The following is a 23,899-nucleotide window of genomic DNA, read 5'->3' as shown; positions in this document are numbered from 1 at the left end:
ATTTTATAGCTTAAATAATCCAGTATTTATGTCAAATATAATATTAGAACTGTGGACTAACTTTTTTACATCAGAATCATTTATTCCACATGGACATTGCTATCTATGGCAAACGAATTTAGTTTGGTTACATATATTATCTGACGCATTCATTGCACTAGCTTATTACTCGATTCCAGCTACACTCTTCTACTTTGTGCGCAAGCGACAAGATTTGCCCTTTGATTGGATTTTTTTGCTGTTTAGTGGATTTATCGTAGCTTGTGGCACGACTCATTTAATGGATATTTGGACACTTTGGCATCCAACCTATTGGGTGTCGGGGTTTCTCAAAGCAGTAACTGCAACAATATCTGTAATTACCGCCTTAGAGCTTGTGCCTTTAGTTTCACAAGCACTGGCACTTCCTAGTCCTACTCAATTAGAACAAGCAAATCAAGAACTTCAAACACAAATAGCCGAACGCTTATCGGTAGAGGAAGAACTGCGAAAATACCAGAATCATCTCGAAGAAATGGTTGCTGTTCGCACCAATGAAATTACTCAGACTAACGAGCAATTACAACAAGAAATTCTTGAACGTCAACGCATCTTAGAAATTCTCCGGCAAAGCGAAGAACGCTACCGTTACTTGGCTGAGGCAATTCCTCAACTTGTATGGACAACTAAACCTAACGGTGAATGTGATTTTTTTAATCAAAATTGGTGCGAATACACTGGGCTAACATTAGAGCAATCTTTGGGTTCTGGTTGGTTGGCTGCATTGCATCCAGATGATGTGCAAAGAGCCGATAAAGTGTGGTCTGATGCTGTCAGAAATAGCACTATGTATAACAACGAATATCGCTTTAAACGAGCTGCTGATGGTTCCTACCGTTGGCAGCTAGCGCGAGGTTTACCACTCAAAGATGAGCAAGGTTTTGTAGTCAAGTGGTTTGGAACCTGTACAGATATCCACGAACAAAAACAAATACTTGAAGAACGAGCGCACCTGCTGGAATTAGAACAATTAGCACGAGCGAAAGCAGAAACAGCCAATCGAATTAAAGATGAATTTTTAGCCGTCCTCTCTCACGAACTACGCACTCCACTCAACGCAATTCTCGGCTGGTCAAAGTTGTTGCAAACCCGCAGGTTAGACCAAACAAAGACATCTGAAGCCCTAGCCACAATCGAGCGAAATGCTACCTTACAAGTTCAACTCATTGAGGACTTGCTGGATATTTCCAGAATTTTACAAGGCAAACTGACGCTGAATATCACGAAGATTAACCTTAAGTCCACGGTATTGTCGGCACTACAGACAATGCAGTTAGCAGCAGAAACAAAGTTGATTGAGGTGAATACAGTATTTCAACCGACTGTGGGACAAATTATGGGCGACTCGACTCGTTTGCAGCAAGTCGTCTGGAATCTCCTTTCTAACGCAATCAAATTTACACCCAGAGGAGGAAAGGTAGAAGTGCGACTCCAGGAAACTGATGGCTATGCTCAAATAATCGTTAGCGATACAGGTAAGGGAATTAGCGCTGACTTTTTGCCATTCGTGTTTGATTACTTTCGCCAAGCAGATAGCACCTCTACGAGAAATTTTGGTGGATTAGGACTGGGATTGGCAATTGTGCGTAATATCATCGAAATGCATGGCGGCATCATCAAAGCAGATAGCCGCGGTGAGGGTCAAGGGGCAATATTTACTGTTAGCTTACCGCTTCTGCTAGATGAAAGTCCAAGGCTGACGGATGGACAAAATTTCCCTGCATTCTTAGCTACTAACTCCTTACCTCTGAATGGCATTAGGATTTTAGTTGTTGATGATGATACTGATTCACGAGATTTTGTTGCTTTTGTATTAGAGCAAGATGGGGCTTTTGTGATGGCAGTATCTTCCGCTGAAGAAGCATTACAAACTTTAGCAGAGGTCAAGCTAGATGTGTTAGTCAGCGATATTAGTATGCCCGATATGGATGGCTATATGTTAATACATGAAGTGAGAACTCGGACATCAGAACAAGGTGGGCAAATTCCAGCAATTGCCTTGACTGCCTTTGCGAGAAATGATGACCACGAAAAAGCCCTAAAAGCTGGGTTTCAAATGCATTTATCCAAACCTCTTAACCCAGAAAAATTAATTGCAGCCATTGTTAAACTGATGGAAACAAAAGTGTCAGCAATTACCTAAAAACGACTTTTTAGTTTTAATAAATCACTGTCTATGAGATTTTTTGCATGAATCAATGAGCTTTCACCCTAAATCCCTCTCCCAACCTTGGGAGAGGGACTTTGAAGTGTCTATTGTGTACAAATAGACATTTATATGAGATTACACTTGTATCAAGTTAGCTTAATCACTTATAATTCCTGCTATAACTCCGCAAAAGCTACTCTTTTGCTCCCCGAATAGCAAGTAAGGAAGGGCTGAGATGGGGTATTTTTATGATGGCAATTAACCGAACTTGATATTAGATGTAAACCAAGCAGGTAAGGTAATAAAAATGCTGAAAAACAAGAATCTACTGGTAGCAGCTATTATCTGCTTGTGTTTGAGTAATGGGAATACTGCCTTTGGTCAAAATGTTGGCGTTATTTCAGCAAAAATTCAAAATACTCAGTCCGCAGTTATTCGGAACAAAAACGCAGTTGCTAACTTCGAGCAAGGAAGCAATCTCTATAAACAGGGAGATTTAAAAGGAGCGGAGGCGGCTTTTCGGAAGGCAATTGAACTAGAACCCAATTTTGCACAAGCCTATATAGCCTTGGGAAATACTCTCGACGATCGAGGTAAACCACAAGAAGCGATCGCTCAATACAATAAAGCCATTAGTCTCGATCCTCAAGACTCTAGAGCATATTTTAATCTAGGTTTGACTTTAGCAAGACTGAATCAGTTAGAACCTGCGATCGCCCAATATCAGAAAGCCATCAGCCTTGAACCCAAGTATGCTGAAGCTCACTATAATTTAGGAAACGCTCTCTACGCTCAAGGCAAGCTCACAGAAGCAGTTACCGAATATACAGCAGCAATTCGCCTCAAACCAGACTATGCACCGACTTACACTCGTTTAGGAAATGCTCTCTACGATCGAGGTGAGCTAGCAGAAGCAGTTATTCAGTATAAAAAATCTATTAGCTTCGATCCTAACTATGGAGATGCTTACTATTACTTAGGAAACGCCTTATACGCTCAAGGAAAGCCAGCAGAAGCAATCGCCAACTATACCGAAGCCATTCGCCTCGCTCCGAAAAATCCAGCAGGTTATAATGCTTTGGGAAATACTTTATACGCTCAAGGCAAACTAGAAGAAGCGATCGCACATTACCAAAAAGCCATCAGCTTCGCTCCTAATTATGCAGACGCTCATTATAATTTAGCAAGTGCTTTTTACGCTCAAGGCAAGCTCACAGAAGCAATCGCTGGCTATACCGAAGCGATTCGTCTCGATCCCAAACACGCACAAGCTTACACAGGTTTAGGAAATGCAATGGACGATCGAGGTAAACCTCAAGAAGCGATCGCACATTACAAAAAAGCCATTAGCCTTGTACCTAACGATGCATTCACTTACTATAATTTGGGAATCGCTTTGGGAAGACAACAACAGCCAAAAGAAGCGATCGTTAATCTCAAAAAAGCCAGAGAATTATTCCAAGCTGAGAAGAACAAGGAAATGGTTGAGCAAGTCGATCGGCTAATCCAAAAAATTAATACCCAAACGAATTGAATCAAGGTATGGGGAGCAGAGGAGCAGGGGAGCAGGGGAGCAGAGGAAGAAGAATTATTAATTATTGCTCAATGACAAATGACAAATGACAAATGACAAATGACAAAGGCAAAGTCTACCTCGTAGGTGCTGGCCCTGGAGATGCAGCATACTTGACAGTAAAAGCTTACAATCTCTTAGCTACTGCTGAGGTGTTAGTCTACGATGCTTTAGTAGATGCTCAATTATTGCAGTGCGTACCAGATGATTGTCTGAAATTGGATGTCGGTAAACGCGGTGGCAAACCCAGTACAAGCCAAGCACAGATTAACAAGTTACTGGTAAAACACTGTCTGCAAGGAAAACAAGTTGTACGGCTTAAATCAGGCGATCCGTTGATTTTTGGGCGTTGCACTTCCGAAATTGAAGCCTTGAAAGCATCTGGTTGTAATTTTGAACTAGTACCAGGAATTTCCTCAGCCCTTGTAGCACCTTTGTTGGCAGGAATTCCGCTGACAGATCCGGTGTTAAGCCGATGTTTTGCAGTGCTTACAGCCCATGAACCAGAGGTTTTAGACTGGGAGGCGCTGTCACGATTAGAGACACTGGTAATTTTGATGGGAGGGCGACATCTAGGAGAGATTGTAGATCGACTGGTGCAGCATGGACGATCGCACTTAACACCCATTGCCATCATCCGTTGGGCAGGAACTCCCGATCAACAAATTTGGACAGCGCAACTGGGCAATATTCTAGAAAAAACCGCCGGATTATCCCTTTCCCCGGCGGTAATTGTGATTGGCGAAGTTGTTGGGCTACGCAAGTACTTACAACCTGAGAGAATAGATTGTCAGGTTTCTACTACAGCCAAAACTTTCAGCCCTCCTGCTATGTCAAGCAATTTGCCCCTATCTCCCCTTACTGGTAAAATGATTTTGGTGACACGTTCAGTTGGCCAATCGAGTCAATTTAGCGATCGCCTCATTGCATCAGGTGCAACCGTCATCGAAATGCCTACCTTAGAAATCGGCCCCCCCTCCAGTTGGGAAGCTTTGGATAATGCGATCGCTCATTTATCTGACTTCGACTGGTTAATTTTCACTTCTACCAATGGCATAGACTACTTTTTTGAAAGGTTAACTACCCAAGGTAAAGATAGCCGTTCCTTAGCTGGCATCAAAATTGCCGTCGTTGGTGAGAAAACAGCCCAAAGTCTCAAACAACGCTCTCTGCAAGCAGATTTTATTCCTCCCAACTTTGTTGCCGATTCTTTAGTGGAAAATTTCCCAGATCAATTAGATGGTAAAAAGGTGTTATTTCCCAGAGTTGAAAGCGGCGGCAGAGAAGTTTTAGTTAAGGAATTAACTCTCAAGGGAGCAAAGGTGATAGAAGTTGCGGCATATCAATCTTGTTGTCCTAGTAGTATTCCACCTGCGGCAAAGTTAGCTCTCCAAAACCGCAAGGTAGATGCAATCACTTTTGCCAGTTCTAAAACTGTACAATTTTTCTGTCAACTTACTAATAGTATATTTTCCAACAACTCTGATGCTAGCCAATTATTAGAGGGAGTTTGTATTGCCTCGATCGGCCCCCAAACCTCTAAAACTTGCCATGATTTATTCGGACGTGTGGATGTAGAAGCCGAAGAATACACTTTAGATGGTTTAACCCAAGCACTGATCGCATGGGCGACAAATTCTTAGATGAGGGAGCAGGGGGGCAGGGGAGGCAGGGGAGCAGAGGAGAATAACTAATGACAAATGACAAATGACAAAACGTATAATCGGTTTAACTGGAGGTATTGCCACAGGCAAAACCACTGTCACCAATTACTTAGCTAGCATTTATAACCTGCCGATTTTGGATGCAGATATTTATGCTAGAGAGGCAGTATCTTTAGGCTCGCCTATTTTAGATGCGATCGCTCAACGTTATGGCGAACAAATTTTACTACCAGATGGCAGCCTCAACCGCCAAAAGCTAGGCGAAATTATCTTTAATCGTCAAGATGAACGTAACTGGATAGACAATTTGATTCATCCTGATGTACGCGATCGCTTTCTCAAAGCAATTGCTCAGTCTTCGTCACAAATACTGGTGTTAGTAGTACCTCTATTATTTGAAGCTGGGATGACTGATTTGGTAACAGAAATCTGGGTAGTGCGTTGTTCTCAAGAGCAACAACTACAAAGATTGATACAACGAAACCATTTAAATCCAGAACAGGCACGAGCCAGGATTAACAGCCAATTATCCATCGAAGAAAAAGTGGCTCATGCAGATGTCATTTTAGATAACTCTTCTACCCTAGAAATACTACTGGAGCAGATAGATGTAGCTCTAGCTACGACAAGTAGTGACTAAATTATATTGATATTAAAATATATACATATATGACATTTTCAAGACATAAAAAGCTTATTAATTAATACTAGATAGTTAAGCAAAAAACTTATATCTCACCAAATCTCGTCTAATAGTTAGGTGATTTTACAGTTGAATCTGCGGTTAATAGTACTGTAAATTTAAAAGAATGGCTTTTAAATAAGTTATAAGTTCTGTTTTTTAAATGTTTTTAAGTGCCTTCTCTTCAATCATAACAGGTATGAACTTAAGTTTTAGTTTTTTAAATAAATTAGCTCTGGTTATCTCTCCAGTAACAGAATTAAAACAAAAGAATAAAATCCATGATTACAGACAACAAGTTTGTGGAGGCGACTACATATTTGAGCGCCTCAATGAAGGAACAATCGGCTACATGACTGGAGTAGGGAAAAGGGTTAAAGCTTGCGATCGCATTATTTTACGAGAAGGTTGTGAATCTTATCAATATCAAGTTGAAGAAATTGATTATTACTCCGCTCCATCTGATATGTGGATAGCTTTACTCAAGCAAATACCGAATGACTAAATATTAAAGTCAACCAGTTTCTTCAATTCTAGAGTTCAATACAGTTCATACTAAGCAATAAAATCCTGATATAGAGACGCAATTGATCGCGTCTTGAAAGACCAATTATCTACACGATTCTCCTTCTTTTACTAGAAAATAATAAAAGTAATACCAATTAGAGAAAAGAATGCGACAAATAGACCATTTGTAGAGACGCGATTCATCGCGTCTTTTACCCAAGAATGTGTTGCAATCATTAATTAAATTGGTATAAGTTATATCATAGTCGGCTGTTCACTTGTTATGAGGGGAGTGAGGTATAAAAACCTCACTCAACCGAGAACAGCTATATCTATGTTAAATCGATCAAAAAATGAGCTATTAAAGTATTTCTTTCATAGGATAGCAAGTAAAGATGCAAAAGATTTGGATTATCTTTATCAAGGTGCATCACTGAACCATCAACTGCTAAGTGGTGATGATCTATCCACCGCTCCTGTGAATCTAGTAAAAAACTGAAATAGGGGCTGACATCTGGATGATTTTTAGTTAATTCTTCATAGCTTTGATAAAAAGGAGGTATCCCAATTCCCATCGGCATATATAAGCCTTTAGGATAATCTGCTACAGGCAATTGAGGAAGCGTCTTCAGATTAATTCCACTAATGAATAATCTATTTTTCTCACCAGTTTTGGTATCTGTGAATCCTAGCTCAATTTCCTGTAAATTTTGTTCAACGCCAATCGGTTTAATATTCCTCAAAATCGCTTTGTCAAATTTGCCTATTCTCCAGTATTGATTTCCCCAAGGCTTATTTTGATCGTAAAATCCTGGCGCTCGAAAACTTGCAAACTTAACTTCATTTTTAACGTCGTAAAAATCTCTCCATTTAGTGATGTTGGTCGCTAGCGTAGTTCTAACTTTTCTACTTTGCTCTCCTGATACAATTATCCTCTCATCAAGGGGGAACTGAGTAGCAACTTCTTTTTGATCGATTACATTTCTTAAAAGATTAGTTTTTACTATTGTGCCACTCGGATCTTGCCAGTGTTCTAATTTCCACCAATGCTGCCAATATGAAATCTTATTAATTTTTTCAAAAATATTTTTGTAATGTCCAATTGGGAAAGTAAACCAACTTTGATAATAAAGGGTTTTGTTATTATCCTCTTTAGTAAAAAGTAAAATTTCCCAAAATCCGGCATTTAAGCAATTATTAGCCAAAGCTATCTCTACAATATTTTGCTTTTCAAAACCATCTCCTCCAACAATTTCTATATTTTTTGAATTAGCAGGAAAACTAATCTGTTGCCTGTTCCACTCCCTATCTGTAAAAGCTATTATTTCTAAACCTCGATCTTTTTTAACCCATTCAGGTGCTTTAGGAACCAATAGCTCTAAATCAACATTTTTTATAACTATTTTTGCCGTATTTTTGTCTGTTGCTTCCAGTACGAAATCGAAATGCGTATCATCTTTTTTAATTAGTGTTAATTTTCGATTAGAATATCTTTTAAAATTTTTTCCTAATGGTGCAGGGTTGGCTGGATAATCGACATTAGATAATTCTTGTAGTTTTACACTCATCTGATTATCAAATTTATATCTGGATTTAAACCAGAAACCACCTAGTCCCAGCAAACCAAGGCAGAGAACAAGAGTACTAAATAAAATCTGTTTCTTTGTGACTTTGAAATTAATTTTGCCAAATTGGGAAATGCCTGCAATTTTTTCTTTCGCAGAGATGTTTTTCATCAGACAATTTTTTTTTATGAGAATGCTGATTAACAGCATAGCATTCTGCAAAACGGATGTCTTATTTCTCTTTTCAACGAAACTGTTAATAAACGGTTATCTGCAATTAAGGGTTTAATACCAATTCTTATTTTTCCTTTATTACACTTGCAGCAAACCGCTAAAGCGTTTCTCTACCCTTGTGAGGTACAGCAACCCCACCCCCAACCCCCTCCCCGCAAGCGATGAGGGATCTATGATTAGGAAACGCTATAAAGCGCCTACGCATAGGCTGAAACCTGTATTTATTAGGAAATTGGACTTTTTCAACTTCACCAGAATTAGTCACAATAGAAAAAGTTTCATGCCTCAAAGCAAAACTTTTACTTTCCTTAATTGGATAAAGTCGGACTAAGCTGTTGAAGAAACTCAATATTTAAATCTAACTTTTCTCCTAACCATAGGGAATGAACTGCGTGATCTGCCACAGCATTCCCTGTCTCAGGATGGACGAGAATATCCAACCCCTCACGATTGAGCATTAACCAAGGAACGACTTTCTCAAACTGATTCGGTAAGAAAGCAACTTGATACATCGCTTTTGGATGAGGCCCGATGGGCTTGTCAAACCAGCGTCCGAGTTGCACGTCAAACCTAGCGCGTAATCCTTCGCGTACACGTGCAGCTACATCCCGACTCGCAGGATCGAAGTAAACATGAGCATGAAAACCAGCAATCTCGATAGTATCTTCTTCCATAGATCCACTTTTCGCTCTCAACTCTAATTTTGGGTAGCGGACTTTTTATTTCTTACTAAAAAAGCGATATCTACGACGGGCTACGCCTACGCTCAATTTTAGCCCAATACAGTGTAGTTAGGGATCGGTTATGGAGATTGAATTTACAGAGATCGTTGATTGAGATAACTAACTTTTATGGGGTAGGCAGCATACTGAGCGTTATCGTTAGCGTAGCCTCTTGCAGAGAAGTAGCGATCGCGCCAAAGTTTTGCCCACCCTAATTATGCAAGTTAAATGTGGAATAGCTTAGTAGTTAGTTAACGCTGAAAGCGCTTGTAGTTTCTTTGACTTCATCTCTTTTAGGAGTAACTGAAAGATGCACAACATGCACTGAACAAGGAGCATGGTGAAGAACGTAGTTACTCACACTACCGAGAAATAGTTCCATCAGCCGAGAATGACCCCGACGCCCCATAACAATTAGATCGGCATTACAACTATGGGCTAAATCACAAATAATGCGACCAGGATTACCAACATTTTGTGTAAATTCCGTAGTCACACCTGCTGTGCTTGCTTGGGCACAGAAAGATTGCAACATCTGGATTCCTAGATTTTTAAAGGTATCCCACTGTTTTTGGTATAACTCAAAGCTTTGACTGGTCAATCCTGGATAGTAGTCCATATTAGACAGCATAGGTACATAAGGACTACCCTCTTCTTCGGAAGATAGGACATGAAGTAACATTAAGCTAGCTTGTGTTAACTTTGCTAAATCCAACGCTTCCTCAAAAACCTGTTGCCCTATTTCCGAGCGATCTAATGCAACTAGAATCTTTTTAAACATCATATAGACCTCCGATTTCATTGGTAATTGGTCTTTACGGTTTCGGTTTTCCAGATGCTGGATTGTCAAAAATGACTAATCCCTCAACTATGTTTAGCTACTTTTTAATTTTAAATCTCTTAAAGGTTTTCGCCCTATATTTATATTTATAGCAAAACAATTTGAGGAACTTGTGAGGAAAGCCAGCATTTATCTTTGAGCATGAGGGAGCATCGATCGCTAACCACAAACTGGATAATTTGAGTGGATACCTATCAATGTTTTTGCTCTTGTTTTAAGTAAGTTATATTTTTGTTGAGAAAGATTCAGGTAATGGATAGCCTAAAAGGAGAGAAGTCAATATATTGCATACAAACGCAAAGGCTAAAACATTAAACAATCCGGTTGCCAATTGTCCACACTTCTCCATCAGAGCGGACATAGGGAACGGAGATTGTCTTAAAGCCAGTAATAAAGGGTTTGTAATAAATCTGCCAATACATTGGACTCAGTTGATTGGCACAAGCTTTAAGAAAACGGACTTCTGTCGCCAGTTCACTTGCTAGTTGATTAATGCGTTCAGCATGAACCTGAGCCACTTCTTTGGCTTCTTCTAGCTGCTGCTGTTGGATAAGTTGTTTGGATTCACCTTGCCAACGCACTAACTTACCTTGTTTTTGTTTTATCTTGCCTTCTAAAGCGGCGATCGCTGCATCTATGCCTTGGAGTTCAACTGATAATTGGGCATTTTCTCTGGCTTGACGGCGGTAAGCTTCTACCATCGCCTGGGGTGAATCATTCTCGCCAGAGATGACATTATTTTTTATAGTGAGTGCAGCGCGTTCTTCTAAAAGAATCTGAATTTGAGAGTTAAGCGCCGCTATTTCAGCCTGAGTTTGCTCCATAAATCGAGTTTTAAGTGCTGAGTAAAATATTAAAAGCTTTTTGCGCCTTGGGTATCGAGAGAAAGCGATCGCACCTCGGCTGTAATTCCTTCTTCTTGCCAAGCAGCTAACATCGCCGCCTCCACAGCCTTTGAGTGTAACCGATCCGCCAAAGCTAACAGTGTCGGCCCCGCACCACTAATCACCATACCATAAGCACCAGCACTAACAGCTGCGATGTTGAGAGCATCATAACCAGGAATCAAAGCTTTCCGATAGGGCTGATGCAATCTATCTTGCAAAGCTGTCTTTAACCATTGTCCGTTACCAGTTTCCAAGCCACGCAACAATAAGCCCAAATGGGCGGTATTGAAAATCGCATCCGCACGACTCACCTCTGTTGGCAGAACGCCCCGCGCCTCGGAAGTAGAAAGTTCAAAATTAGGAATAGCTACAACTGGTACAACATCTTTATGCCAGGGAACATCACAAATTTCCCAACCTGCGCCACTGGTAGCAGCAAGACGACATCCTCCCAACAAAGCTGGAACTACATTATCAGGATGTCCTTCCATTGCGATCGCTAACTCCATCACCTGCGACTGAGAAAGAGTAGCACTTTCTAGTTGATTAGCAGCAACCAATCCACCAACAATTGCTGTCGCCGAACTACCCAAACCCCGCGCCAACGGGACACCTAACTTAATCTCTATTTTCACAGTCGGCGGTGTCTGCTCTATGTGTTGATAGAACTTGACAAACGCTTGGTAAAGGAGATTGCTCTCATCAGTTTGAACTCGTTCAGCTTCTGTACCAGTGACATGAATAATTAACCCACCCTCTTCTAGGCGAGTGAACTTGAACTCGTTGTACAGTTTTAATGCTGCACCGATGCAATCAAAACCTGGCCCCAAATTCGCAGTTGTGGCGGGAACGGTAACAGTGATGGTAGAAACAACAGACATGGGTAAAACTCAGTAATCATCAACTAGCATCCCATGTATTGGTATCACTTTTAGGCTAGTTTTTGAACCTAATAAAAACGTATATAGCGATCCTAAGTGAGTTGTGAAAATCGATAGACTAAGATCCCCGACTTCTCAAAGAAGTCGGGGATCTTATTGTTCACGAATGATTTAGGATTGTTATAGACGGGTAGTACTTAGTTGGCATCGTTCTTTTCGACAAGTCTATTGGTCAAAAAGCTTACTTCAAAGTTCCCAAAACGGGCGCTACCTCAACCTCGGAAATTTGCGGAACCAAGAGTCCCTTAGCATAAATCTGAGGATTGCTTTGCGAGACTATGGCATAAGACTGGCGAAGATTAGCATTGACTGCAACGGTCTTCACATCGTACATCTGCATCGCCATCTTGGGATAGAAACCAATACCAATAATCATCAGCAGAAAACAGGCAGCGATAAACACCTCACGGGGTCTAGCATCTTCGTAGACTGCATCTTCTGGCACGAGACAGTCTGTACCAAAACAAACTGTTCCATCATCTTCTTGATTTTCCAAGCCTGCATTATTAATGTCGCATAGCAGTGCTGCACCATTACCATAAAACACTTCTCGCAGCATGGAAAGTAGATAAATCGGTGTGAGAATAACTCCAACGGCGGCGAGAAAAACTGTGACGGTGCAGAAAGTCGAACTATAAACGTCACTGCTTGTCATCCCAACAAATACCGAGAGTTCGCCAGCAAAGCCGCTCATTCCGGGAAGTGCCAGAGATGCCATTGTTCCGATTGTAAACAGGGCAAAGACTTTGGGCATGGCTTGACCAATACCGCCCATATCTTTCATTACCATTGTGTGGGTGCGATCGTAAGTAACACCTGCTAAAAAGAACAGCACTGATGCAATTAAACCATGCGAAATCATCTGCAACATCGCGCCGTTGATTCCCAAATCAGTGAAGGACGCAATCCCCAGCAGTACAAACCCCATGTGAGAAATCGATGAATAAGCTAAACGCCGCTTCATATTGGTCTGAGCAAAGGAGTTCAATGCACCATAGATAATGTTGACAACACCGAGAATGGCTAGAACCGGCGCAAAATAAATGTGTGCATCGGGAAGTAGTTCCAGATTCAAGCGAATCAGTCCATATCCACCCATCTTCAGCAACACACCAGCTAATATCATCGATACAGGAGATGATGCTTCGCCGTGGGCATCAGGCAACCAAGTATGCATGGGGAAAACAGCAAGCTTGACACCAAATGCAATCAACAATCCTGCATAAAGTAGCAGTTGTAGACTAAGAGGATATTCTTTGCTGGCGAGGGCGGTGATGTCAAATGTCATATTACCGCCGCCATATAGCCCCATTGCCAGGGCCGCCACTAAAATAAATATAGAAGCAGCCGCGGTATACAACAAAAATTTCGTAGCCGCATAACGACGCCTTTGCCCACCCCAAATGCAGACTAGTAGGTAGACAGGAATCAGTTCTACTTCCCACATGATGAAAAATAGCAGCAAGTCTTTGGCAACAAACACCCCTACCTGTGCCGAATACAGCACCAGCATTAAAAAATAGAAGAGGCGAGGTCGACGATCGACTTGCCAAGCTGAAAATATCGAGAGTGTGGTGACAAATCCGGCTAAAAGCACAAGTGGCGCTGAAAGCCCATCGACTGATACCGCCCAGTTAAAACCTAACTGAGGCACCCAGGCATAATTTTCCATCATCTGAAAACTAGCACTGCTGGCATCGTAATGCTTCCAAAACGCATAGCACATCAAGGCAAAATCTGCAATACCTACACCCAGTGCATACCACCGCACGAGTTTACCATCTTTATCAGGCAATACGGGGATGAGCAGGGAAGCAACAAGTGGCAGTAAGACAATCGCGGTAAGCCAGGGAAATTGATCCGCTATCATGTATGTATAGAAAAATACTTATTTAGTCAATTATGTCATTCTACTAAACTTTGTAACAATTTCTTCATAAATCTTTGTCCCACTTAACTGCTTTGACCAAAAAACAATTTACTAGAGACTGGGAAAGAAATATTTTTATTTGTTAAGTATTTTTGTGTACACAGTTTAATGATGGTTACTTACTTGCTTACGGTACTAATCCCGCCCGCAACGCACGGACAGCAGCTTGTGTCCGGTCAGCAACACAGAGTTTATTGAGAATACCTCGAACATGAGTTTTGACAGTACCGACTGTTAAATAAAGCCTTTTCGCAATTTCTGCATTGTCACAGCCAGCGACAATCAACTCTAAAACATCCATTTCTCTATGAGTTAAAGGATAGCTGACTATACTTTTCTCAGTATCTGCGTCAATGCCTTCAATCAAAACTCTTTTTCCAGATGCGCCTTTGTTACCATCGGGGAAATCTTGACGTATTTGTTGTAGTACAAGGTCTGCGATCGCTGGATCGATCCATGAGCTACCTGCATAAGTCGTTTGCACAGCCTCTATTAGTTTCTCTGTTTCTATATCCTTCATGCAATAAGAATCTGCACCTGCTGCAAATGCTGCTAAAACTGCTTGTTCGCTATTTTGCATCGTTAAAATTAGCAGTTTTGTTGTGTAGTCCTCATTCTCTGCCTGATGTTGCCTAAATGTGCGTGTTAGCTCAATACCATCCATGTCAGGCAAACCAATGTCAATAGTAGCGACATCCGGCTTGAGAGTTTTCAGAAGCTTGATACCATCAGCTGCATTGGCTGCTTCACCAACAATGTTAAACTCTGGCTGAGTTTGTAAGGCAGACCGCAAGCCGATTCTTGTCAGGTTGTGATCTTCAATCACAAGGATCTTGATTTCACTCATAGTTGCTTAACTTTACTGTTATTTATCTAAAGTACAGATTAAAATAATCTCGTTCTTCTATTCGGGATCTTATACAAAAAGCAATGCGTTTGGTATTATTCCCTGAACTTCATCTACCATTAGACATAGATAACCTTATCTCGTAAGCTTTTCTAAGGCAAGAGTTTCGATATGACAATGTAATTCAATCAAAAAATATTTTTATACATTAACTTGACGCTCGATGTTTTATGCTAAATAATTTTTCATGAAAAATCTGGTAGCAAGTGAAAGTAGGTGATTATTAAGTAGTTATCCTTGCTTTGAGTGGGATTATGCACAGAAAACGGACTAAAATAACTCACTCTAGACCCAGGCACTCATATTAATTGGATAATTCAGGCTGCTAATATACTTACAAAAAATATGTCAATTTAAATAAAATAGCACATAAGCGTAAATAAAAATCAGTTTAATTACGTAGATAGTAGGGATTTAACTCAGGAAACTCTAAAAGAAAATGTTAATCCTTAATAATCTCAGCGCTGGTGAAGTAAGCTATTACTAGATTTGCTAGGGATAGCCAAGCACTTCTTTTTTATTTAGCCATGTCTTTACCTAAAACTGTCAAAAAAGATAAAATTCTCGTTGTCGATGATGTTTTTGATAATCTACTGGTCTTAGAAGCAGTCCTAGAAGATGAGGACTATGAAATTAGCTTGGTAGAAGATAGTAAGATTGCTCTGGCTATGGTTGAAGAGTCACCGCCAGATATAATTCTCTTAGATGTGATGATGCCGGAGCTAGATGGCTATGAATTTACTCGACGCATCCGAAAGAATCAGGCGTTGCCATTTATCCCGATTCTGCTGCTCACGGCTCACTATGAGTCTAGCGTTGTTGAAGGACTAGACGCTGGTGCAGATGACTTCATTCGCAAACCATTCGATCCTGATGAACTACATGCAAGGGTGCGATCGCTCCTGCGCCTCAAGCATAGTATCGACGAACGAGATCAGATGGCGAACCTCCGGGCAGATTTTGTCTCGCGTTTTACTCACGATTTACGCATACCCCTAGTAGCCTCCAACCGCGTATTAAAATTATTGCTGGAAGGCAGGTTTTGCGATGTTTCGCCACAATTGCAAGAGATAATTGATACCATGATTGGCAGCAATCAAGACCTGCTGGAAATGGTAAATACCTTGTTAGAAGTTTATCGTCATGAAGCGGGCTGTAAAACCTTAAAAATTTCTCCCTGCAATATTCAGGAATTAGTTAGTGAAGTTTCCCAAGAATTAACTCCTTTAGCTGAAGAAAAAGGATTAGCTGTAAACATCGATCGAGGTGAAACTGCAAGCACCATTATGGGCGATCGCATAGAACTGCGGCGAGTTTTGACAAATCTCATTGGCAATGCCATCAAATTTACAGACAAAGGTTCTGTAGATATTCACTGCTATCTGACTCCGGTAGCTGTAAATATTGATATCCAAGATACAGGGCCAGGAATTTCTAAACCAGATCAGGCAATATTATTCGAGCGATTTCGTCAAGGAAAACACCAACGTTCTGGTAGTGGTTTGGGATTATATCTTTCTCGCTGTATTATCGAAGCACATCAAGGCACAATCGATGTGATATCTGAACCAGGCAAGGGTAGTACATTTACTATCCGCCTACCTTTAGCTGACGAAAACTAAAATTAGACAGACAAAAAATTATTACCGATCTATTTCTGGAACAATATCAGGACGCTGTTAATCTTCCCAACCTACAGGACGTTTGGAATTGTACCAGGCAATCGATCCTATAATCGTAGCAGCGATAAAGCCTAATCCTAATAACCCTGTCAGCACAATAGAATAAGTAGAGTTACCTTGCGATGTTGGGATGTCTGTTAAAAGATAGGTAAATAGAATATTAATTATGAATTAGCAGCTTTGAAAAATCAGTAAGATATGGAGAAAATGTCTCGCGATCGCTATTGTCAAAATCCCTGAAAATCTTAGGTAAAAAGTAGAGTTAATAAAGGGAGAAGGTTCAGTAAATAATTATTTAACTTAAACCTTCTTCCTAAATAAAATTTCACCTATTTACATTACCACCAAAATCTAACTACTTGAACAACTTGTTACAGCGAGGAGAACCTCGATCGAGCTGTACTATTTTAATCTAAAGTCTTTTTAACTTCATCTTTGATATTTTCAGCGGTGTGACGGACTTGGGCTTCAGCTTGTTTAGCTTTACCTTCAGCTTTATCTTTAGGATCGCCAGTTACTTCGCCAATTGCTTCTTGTACTTTTCCTTCGACGTTTTTAGCAAAAGCTTTTGCTTTATCTTCGATACTCATATTTTTTGTTCCTAAAGTAGGTTAAGTGTTGATTATTTCTTGCTTGCTGGAAAAGCGCTGCAATATCTATAGATTACTTCTATAAAACTTTTAATTCTTCTATCTGACGATGTTTTTATGAAGAATATTTGTATCCATTGTACATAACTATTTAAAGGTTAAATTCATCTTGAGAATTCAACTAATATCCAAAAGAGAGAAAGATACCATTATATTGTTCAGTCTTAAGACAAGATAATTTATAACTTCAGGTAGATAGTGATGCTGATAAATGGCAACTTGCCTTATAAAAACTGGATATAATAAATATGTCAACAGTGTGCGGAGGCTTTCAGCTTGGTGGTAGATAGTGCAATATTAGTGAGGCTGTGTATTCAATTCCGGGTAAATGAGATGAGATGCTTTAAAACATTTTCGTCTTTAATCACTAAATGAGGTTAGTTAAATGTCTGAACTTACGGATGAACTTCAATATATTTTGAATTGGTTAAAATCTACCAATCATGATTTCTTTGATTGTTACAATCCAGGTTTAACTCGCCAGCAGATTGACGAAATTACAAAGGATTTACCATTCCGGTTATCCGAAGAAGTATACGAACTTTATCAATGGCGCAATGGAACCGCCGATCTTGGTTATAACAATGGCTATCTCCCACTCTATTTTTTGTTTCCTGAGCAATTAAGAGCCGATATCATTTGTTCTTTTTGTTCCTTGCAAGATTCAGTTTATATTTACAAAAGTATAGGGAAAGCAACTAACTACAATGATGCATATTGGAAGCAAGAATGGTTTCCTATTGCTGCGTATGAGAATAAAAAAATGCTTTATGTAGTTGGCGATCTCGATCCATCTCCGGTTTATCTTTGGGATGTTGGTTGCCTTAAGGATTCAGTAAGAATATATAAAAATCTTATCAGTATGATATCTGTAATTGCAGAGTGTTGTGAGTTTGGTTTATATCAACTCATACCAGATGAAGATGGAGAGGAAGATGACATGATAATCCAAATAGATGAAGAAAAGCTAGAACTTGAAAAAGAGATATATCGAAAATATAACTCATAATTACAGTTAAGAAAAATTGTAGGTTGGGTTAAGCAAAGCGCAACCCAACAAAGTCCTGCAAATGTTGGGTTTTGTTCCTCAACCCAACCTACGTAGTTTAAGGTTTTTGGAGCTAACCCAAGGGTATTGGGTTATATATTAGTCACATCTTTCTTAAGAATCACTTATTAACTTGCAATCCGCTGTATATTGCTTCTGCAACTCTGACTATTTAAGCAAGTATTAGAAATAACTGACACTAAAAATAGTTGAAATCTCAGTAAATACTTTAGGAGCAGTAGCTTGCAGAATAAGGATTTTGTCACAAAATTTAGCAGAAATCAACATAATTGTTCAGATTTTAACTGAAGAATAGTTTAGCTAGTGCAAGAAGGCATAGAGAAGTCTCAGCAGCGACTTTGAATTACCTAATAAAAGTTGTGACTAATTTCTGCTAAAAGACAGCAGAAAAAATTATCCACGTTTATTTATAGCTTCTTACTTGTAGTATTTATGAAGATATTTATGCAATCAAATTTTAGTATTCAAGCAACTCCCAACTCCCAATATATAGACTCTAGAATGCAAACAGATTCATCTGTTTGCATTCTCATCGGATATTCTATCTTGATTCCAATGATTGTGTTTGTAGGGTTTAATATCTATAAGAAACACCGGGCTGCTGTTTTCCATCGACAAGTTACTTCTTTAGAGAAACTGTGGCATTTGAATATTAAAAAAGAGCTTGAAGAAAAATAATCATGAAATACTTATTTCTAGTTTGGGTGCTTATATTCTCTTTAGTCGCTCCTAGTGTGGCGATATCTGACAACAAGCCGCTTCTCGACGAGAGCTTATACCAACACGTTGACGCTGAAGTAAAACAGCCATACAACTTAATATCTGGACTTGGCACAATCCACCATCCAGTTTCTACTTCTAATCCCCAAGCCCAAGAGTTTTTCGATCAGGGATTAAATTTGATTTACGCTTTCAATCATGATGAGGCAGTGCGTTCTTTTGAATATGCTGCCAAACTCGATCCGCATTTAGCGATCGCATATTGGGGTGTTGCTTTAGCCTTGGGGCCTAATATTAACTCGGCAATAGATCCCAATCGGGAATTAGCTGCTTACCAAGCAGTACAGCAAGCTTTGGCCCTTTCTACCCAAGCTTCCACCCAAGAACGAGACTACATTACCGCCTTAGCAAAACGTTACTCTCAAGATACCAATGCTGATTTGTATCAGCTAGCGGTAGATTACGCCAAAGCAATGGGAAACCTAGTCAAGCGCTATCCTGATGATTTGGATGCAGCGACACTTTACGCTGAAAGCCTGATGGATCTGCATCCTTGGCAGCACTGGACTAAAGATGGTAAGCCACAGCCAGATACAGAAGAAATTGTGGCTATTTTAGAATTAGTTCTCAAACGTAACCCGAATCATGCAGGGGCTAATCATTACTATATTCATGCAGTGGAAGCCTCACCTTCTCCAGAACGGGCCCTTGTCAGTGCTAACCGACTCGGAACTCTAGCGCCAGCAGCGGGACACTTGGTACACATGCCAAGTCATATTTATTTTCGTGTGGGAGATTATGAAGGGGCAATGCAGGCAAACAAGCAGGCGATCGCTCAAGATGATATTTACATCAAAAAATATCAAGTCCAGGGCACTTACCCCATGATGTATTACAACCACAATATACATTTCCTCATGGTGGCCAGTAGCATGGCAGGAAGATATGAAGATGCTCTTAAATCCGCAGATAAATTAGTTGCAAATGCTACTGCAATTGACCCGTATGCACCAATGCTTGAGGGATTCCTCGGCAGCAAAATGCTGATTCAGACACGCTTTAGTGATTGGGATGCCATCTTAAAAACTCCTGCTCCCGAAGCTAAATTACCTACTACCTCTGCACTTTGGCATTTTGCTCGCGGTATGGCAAGCGCAGCCACAGGCAAACTTGAAGATGCAGCAAGTGAAAGTCGGGCATTACTAGCTGCCAAACAGGGAATTTCCACCGAGAGAACTATTGGATTCAGTCCAGCAAGTAATATTTTAGACATTGCCTCAAAAGTTATAGACGCCAAAATTGCTAGAGAAAAGCATGATTATGAATCTGCCATCCAATTGCTAGAAAAAGCAGTAGTAGCAGAAGATGCCCTTAATTACGTGGAACCACCAGATTGGTACTTTCCGACGCGGGAATCTTTGGGTGCTGTGCTTTTGGCTAAGGGTGACTATAGAGAAGCTGAGAAAGTCTTTCGTGCCGATTTAAAAAAATATCCCCATAATGGACGTTCTCTATTTGGCTTGCAGGCAAGTTTGCAGGCACTAGGCAAAAATGAGGCCGCTCAACTTGTCAAAACTGAACTGGAGACAGCTTGGAAAGGTGATGTTCGGCAACTTAAGATTGCAACTTTGGTTAATTAGCCGAACATGATGTTACGCCACTTACTTCCCTTTTCCGAAAGGAGAGGCTAGCGCCAAAGAAAAAGACTCGCGATGCTTGCTGGTATAAGCATCGCAGTTGCTTTTATAGCAGCTTCTCCAAAAGGTACAAGTCACAATAGTTTTATATTTGTTGCCTGACTCTGCCTTTCGTATTAAAATTTTGAAGTAATGCTTCATGGTGAATGCAGTCAAACGTTCAATTCGGAATATTAAAGATGCGCCCCTGCATGTCTGATTTTCTATATCACCCTACAGAATTTATCTTATTCCATTTCCAACCCCTTTTTGCGGTGGATTGTACTTGGGGTATGTGGGGGCGGGCGATCGCTTAAGGGCGATCGCATCACTAGTTAACTATCTACTGGGTGCAAAGAGTTGGCTCGTATGTCATCCTAGATTTATGAGAGTTAATTCAGTGATGTCTTTGGTTTTAGTATTGAAAGGCTTTTTCCTTTTAGTATTTACAGACTTCTGAGAGAAATTAAAATCTCTACACAGTGATGATTTTGGAGAGAATCGATGTCAATTTATGTAGGTAACCTCTCTTATGATGTTACACAAGAAGATTTAAGTGGTATTTTTGCAGAATATGGTACTGTAAAGCGCGTTCAAGTACCTACTGACCGTGAAACAGGTCGTCCGCGCGGCTTTGCTTTTGTGGAAATGGGAACTGAAGCTGAAGAAACTGCTGCCATTGAAGCTCTCGACGGTGCTGAGTGGATGGGTCGTGACCTGAAAGTGAATAAGGCTAAACCCAAGGAAGACAGAGGTGATAGAGGTTCCTTTGGTGGTGGTAACAGAGGAGGATACGGCAACCGCGGCGGTGGCGGTGGCGGTGGCGGACGATACTAACCTTGGAAACAAAAACTTACCAAGAGTCTTAAGGTCAGACAAACAAGAGTCTGTCTTTTTTTTGTAATGTTACCGCCTGCATAGTCATTGATGAAGTCAACTTAGTAGGAGAAATAATGACCCAAGTAATTGTAGGTGACAATGAACACATTGAGTCAGCCTTACGACGATTTAAACGAGAAGTTTCCAAGGCGGGAATTTTCCCAGACATGAGAAAGCATCGTCATTTTGAAACACCCTTAGAAAAACGCAAGCGCAAAGAAGTTGCCAAGCACAGACAAAGTAAGAGAAGTTTTCGTAATTAAGGGCTGACATACAGCAGAATTCAGGAGTCAGAATTCAGGAGTCAGAATTCAGGAGTCAGAATTCAGGAGTCAGAATTCAGAAGTAAAACAGGCTTTATATCTTGCTTTGAGACTTAGCTTGTGTACTTCACCTTCCTAGAAATCCGCTGTAAATATGAATGAATTCCCTCATAGATTCTATGAGGGTTTTTCTTTTATCTATTTTAAAATCAGGAAACCTAAAGAAACGCTAAAATCAAGTCAGCCTTTGTATTGTAGCGGTTGTGTCCCACATCACTCAGAGTGCGGTTCACTGCATAAATCCTGATTGTCAACGTCCTTATCCTCAGCCTTGGGGAAACAAATTTTGCAACAGCTGTGGCGCACCGCTAGAGTTGTTAGACCGCTATGTTCCACTTCAGCCATTAGGATCGGGAGGATTTGCTCAAATCTACACGGTTTGGGATGAAAAAACTCAAACCGAAAAAGTGCTGAAGGTGTTGGTAGAAGATTCACCCAAGGCACTGGAGTTATTTACCCAAGAAGCTGCGGTTTTATCTAGTTTGCACCATCCAGGTGTCCCCAGAGTCGATGCCGAAGGGTATTTTCAGGTACAACTGTTTAACCCCAAACCGCACCAACTGCCTTGTCTGGTAATGGAAAAAATTAATGGGCGGACTTTAGAGGAGATATTAAAAAAGTTTCCCCAAGGGTGTCCAGAGAATTTGGTTTTAAATTGGTTTGCCCAAGCTGTGCAGATTTTACAAGAATTACACAAACGTCAGATTCTTCACCGGGATATCAAACCTTCTAATTTAATGCTGGGTACATCTTCGCCATCTGTAACCCCGTCTCCAGGGCAAGCAGAGGGCGATCGCTTAGTATTAATTGATTTTGGCGGAGCGAAACAATTTAGCGCCTCTAAGCTGCGTTCTAAGTCTAGTTCCACACGATTATTTTCTTCTGGCTACAGTCCGCCAGAACAAGTGACTGGAGGTATTGTTGGGCCAAGTGCCGATTTTTATGCTCTTGGTCGAACGGTGATAGAACTACTAACAGGCAAATACCCGCTAGAGTTGGAAGATCAGCAAACGGGTAAATTGCGCTGGCGAACTGCGGTGAATGTCAACCCGCAACTAGCAGATTTGCTGGATGAGATGGTGCAGGAAGATGTGCGATCGCGTCCAGCAAATGCAGCTATAATTCAAAAACGTTTGGCGAAGATTTCTCAACCATTACCGCCACCAGGGTTATTTGCTCAACTGCAAGACAAGATTAAGCAAGCCTCAACGCAAGTTTCCCAGAGATTTACACTGATAATACAAGCTATCGAACAAGTTTTAGCTAACTTTAGCCTAGCTGTCACCAAAACAGTTATTTTTATCGCTCAGACAATCGTCCAAATTTTCCGAGCTTGTTTGGCGACGATTTGGGCGATGATCCTGAGTACTATCGGCGCTTGTTTTGGTGCGATCGCTGGTTTTATTTTGGCCTATCGTACCAGCTTGGGGCCTCAGGTTGTGGAATTGATTGGGAGTCAGTTAAATCAATTAGTGCCAAATACTCAACCCGTCTTCGGGGCAGATATTTTGGTGTTCGTCGCCGCAGGCTGGGGAACCGCATGGGGATTGACAGTATCCGGGTGTTTTGGTCAACGGCGGCGGTTTTTAGTGGCTTCCCTGATGGGTATGATTAGCTATGGCTTCGGCTGGTTAATTTTGCAATTAATCACCCCAAAAGATAGCGGCGAGGGCTTAATGGCAGTGATTTTAGTGGCAGTTTCTCTACTCACCTTGAGTTTAGGACTTCGCAGCCATCATGTAGTGTACGCTGTGTTCGCGGCCTTTGGCAGTGCGATCGCCTATGCAGTTTTGATTCTTTTGAAGTTAGCACCTCCAATTTTCCAATTTACCAGTCAATTAGGCTGGTCAGAGTTAAAGTTATTTCTGACTTTTTTTGGCTCTATAGGCTTCTTTATCAGCTTCTGGTTAGGAGTGAGTTATTACTTAATTGTCCCTGGATTGCGCCTTTTGGGATGGCGATGAAGAAGGCAGGAGGCAGGGGGCAGGGGAGCAGGGGAGCAGGGGAGCAGGGGAGCAGGGGAGAAGTTGCAGTAAGTTTTTCCCCTCTGCCCCTCTGCCCCTCTGCCCCATTCTCAATGCCTAAAAACAAGATCCCCCTAGTCGTATTTTTATCGAGCTAGGGGGATCACATATTTGGTAGTCTATAATTGGTTCGGTATAGTTCCTTACGATTTGATTCTATAGCCTATATTTCCGTTTGAGTAGTCTTACTACTAGAATTTATAGTATTTTTACAGCTTCTTAATCAATGCTTCAT

21 protein-coding genes are annotated in these 23,899 nt (G+C 40.8%); 12 read left to right on the top strand and 9 right to left on the bottom strand.

From position 1 onward, the window contains the following. Positions 1-28: 28 nt before the first annotated feature. The 5 genes from V7K84_RS26260 to V7K84_RS26240 all read left to right on the top strand — a co-directional run bounded on the left by V7K84_RS26260 (position 29) and on the right by V7K84_RS26240 (position 6,612). Entirely contained in the window at positions 29-2,182 is a 2,154-nt protein-coding gene (locus tag V7K84_RS26260; protein ID WP_334842431.1) for a hybrid sensor histidine kinase/response regulator, read from the top strand. Positions 2,183-2,495: 313 nt separating this feature from the next. Then, positions 2,496-3,722: a tetratricopeptide repeat protein gene (locus tag V7K84_RS26255; RefSeq protein ID WP_334842429.1), complete on the top strand. Its 1,227-nt coding sequence runs from the start codon at positions 2,496-2,498 to the stop codon at positions 3,720-3,722. A 92-nt stretch (positions 3,723-3,814) separates the two neighbouring features. Continuing rightward, entirely contained in the window at positions 3,815-5,404 is a 1,590-nt protein-coding gene (cobA, locus tag V7K84_RS26250; protein WP_334842427.1) for a uroporphyrinogen-III C-methyltransferase, read from the top strand. A gap of 64 nt (positions 5,405-5,468) precedes the next feature. Then, complete coding sequence (gene coaE, locus V7K84_RS26245; RefSeq protein ID WP_334842426.1) at positions 5,469-6,065, top strand: dephospho-CoA kinase; 597 nt, start codon at positions 5,469-5,471, stop codon at positions 6,063-6,065. Between the two features lie 241 nt (positions 6,066-6,306). Beyond that, positions 6,307-6,612: a hypothetical protein gene (locus V7K84_RS26240; protein ID WP_334842424.1), complete on the top strand. Its 306-nt coding sequence runs from the start codon at positions 6,307-6,309 to the stop codon at positions 6,610-6,612. A gap of 334 nt (positions 6,613-6,946) precedes the next feature. Here the strand turns inward: V7K84_RS26240 and V7K84_RS26235 are convergent, their stop codons facing one another. The 7 genes from V7K84_RS26235 to V7K84_RS26205 all read right to left on the bottom strand — a co-directional run bounded on the left by V7K84_RS26235 (position 6,947) and on the right by V7K84_RS26205 (position 14,581). Further along, on the bottom strand, positions 6,947-8,350 hold the full coding sequence (locus V7K84_RS26235) for a hypothetical protein (RefSeq protein WP_334842422.1): 1,404 nt from the start codon (positions 8,348-8,350) through the stop codon (positions 6,947-6,949). A 371-nt stretch (positions 8,351-8,721) separates the two neighbouring features. After that, positions 8,722-9,087 (bottom strand): DOPA 4,5-dioxygenase family protein, encoded by a 366-nt coding sequence (locus V7K84_RS26230; RefSeq protein ID WP_334842421.1) that lies wholly within the window; start codon positions 9,085-9,087, stop codon positions 8,722-8,724. Positions 9,088-9,382: 295 nt separating this feature from the next. Further along, complete coding sequence (locus tag V7K84_RS26225; RefSeq protein ID WP_334842447.1) at positions 9,383-9,916, bottom strand: universal stress protein; 534 nt, start codon at positions 9,914-9,916, stop codon at positions 9,383-9,385. A 371-nt stretch (positions 9,917-10,287) separates the two neighbouring features. Next, positions 10,288-10,800, bottom strand: coding sequence for a hypothetical protein (locus tag V7K84_RS26220; RefSeq protein ID WP_334842419.1), 513 nt, complete (start codon positions 10,798-10,800; stop codon positions 10,288-10,290). Positions 10,801-10,829: 29 nt separating this feature from the next. Continuing rightward, the gene (gene thrB / locus V7K84_RS26215) at positions 10,830-11,744 is read right to left on the bottom strand and encodes a homoserine kinase (RefSeq protein ID WP_334842416.1); all 915 of its coding nucleotides are present in this window, start codon (positions 11,742-11,744) and stop codon (positions 10,830-10,832) included. 241 nt (positions 11,745-11,985) lie between these two features. Further along, positions 11,986-13,674, bottom strand: a complete 1,689-nt coding sequence (locus V7K84_RS26210) for an NAD(P)H-quinone oxidoreductase subunit 4 (RefSeq protein WP_334842415.1) — start codon at positions 13,672-13,674, stop codon at positions 11,986-11,988. A gap of 187 nt (positions 13,675-13,861) precedes the next feature. Then, complete coding sequence (locus tag V7K84_RS26205) at positions 13,862-14,581, bottom strand: response regulator transcription factor (protein ID WP_334842414.1); 720 nt, start codon at positions 14,579-14,581, stop codon at positions 13,862-13,864. A gap of 587 nt (positions 14,582-15,168) precedes the next feature. On the opposite strand from V7K84_RS26205, the gene V7K84_RS26200 reads away from it, so the two are divergent. Further along, positions 15,169-16,263, top strand: a complete 1,095-nt coding sequence (locus V7K84_RS26200; RefSeq protein WP_334842413.1) for a hybrid sensor histidine kinase/response regulator — start codon at positions 15,169-15,171, stop codon at positions 16,261-16,263. A gap of 57 nt (positions 16,264-16,320) precedes the next feature. Here the strand turns inward: V7K84_RS26200 and psb35 are convergent, their stop codons facing one another. Together psb35 and V7K84_RS26195 are read right to left on the bottom strand one after the other, a co-directional pair. Then, positions 16,321-16,455 (bottom strand): photosystem II assembly protein Psb35, encoded by a 135-nt coding sequence (gene psb35, locus V7K84_RS34350; protein ID WP_442941005.1) that lies wholly within the window; start codon positions 16,453-16,455, stop codon positions 16,321-16,323. 275 nt (positions 16,456-16,730) lie between these two features. Then, positions 16,731-16,913 carry a CsbD family protein gene (locus V7K84_RS26195; protein WP_334804111.1) on the bottom strand — a complete coding sequence of 61 codons (183 nt, stop codon included), beginning with the start codon at positions 16,911-16,913 and terminating at the stop codon, positions 16,731-16,733. 445 nt (positions 16,914-17,358) lie between these two features. Here V7K84_RS26195 and V7K84_RS26190 point away from each other — a divergent pair, with 445 nt between their 5' ends. The 6 genes from V7K84_RS26190 (at position 17,359) to V7K84_RS26165 (ending at position 23,604) form a co-directional block, all read left to right on the top strand. Next, positions 17,359-17,982, top strand: coding sequence for an SMI1/KNR4 family protein (locus tag V7K84_RS26190; protein WP_334842412.1), 624 nt, complete (start codon positions 17,359-17,361; stop codon positions 17,980-17,982). 504 nt (positions 17,983-18,486) lie between these two features. Then, on the top strand, positions 18,487-18,720 hold the full coding sequence (locus V7K84_RS26185; protein ID WP_334842409.1) for a hypothetical protein: 234 nt from the start codon (positions 18,487-18,489) through the stop codon (positions 18,718-18,720). Positions 18,721-18,722: 2 nt separating this feature from the next. Next, on the top strand, positions 18,723-20,402 hold the full coding sequence (locus tag V7K84_RS26180) for a tetratricopeptide repeat protein (protein ID WP_334842407.1): 1,680 nt from the start codon (positions 18,723-18,725) through the stop codon (positions 20,400-20,402). A 540-nt stretch (positions 20,403-20,942) separates the two neighbouring features. Further along, positions 20,943-21,275, top strand: a complete 333-nt coding sequence (locus V7K84_RS26175) for an RNA recognition motif domain-containing protein (protein WP_094351322.1) — start codon at positions 20,943-20,945, stop codon at positions 21,273-21,275. A gap of 116 nt (positions 21,276-21,391) precedes the next feature. Beyond that, complete coding sequence (rpsU, locus tag V7K84_RS26170) at positions 21,392-21,580, top strand: 30S ribosomal protein S21 (RefSeq protein WP_012407716.1); 189 nt, start codon at positions 21,392-21,394, stop codon at positions 21,578-21,580. Between the two features lie 263 nt (positions 21,581-21,843). Beyond that, positions 21,844-23,604 (top strand): serine/threonine protein kinase, encoded by a 1,761-nt coding sequence (locus tag V7K84_RS26165; RefSeq protein WP_334842405.1) that lies wholly within the window; start codon positions 21,844-21,846, stop codon positions 23,602-23,604. Positions 23,605-23,899 lie beyond the last annotated feature (295 nt).

Source organism: Nostoc sp. (assembly GCF_036917315.1).
Lineage (GTDB): Bacteria > Cyanobacteriota > Cyanobacteriia > Cyanobacteriales > Nostocaceae > Nostoc.
This window is presented reverse-complemented; position numbering and strand designations above follow the sequence as displayed.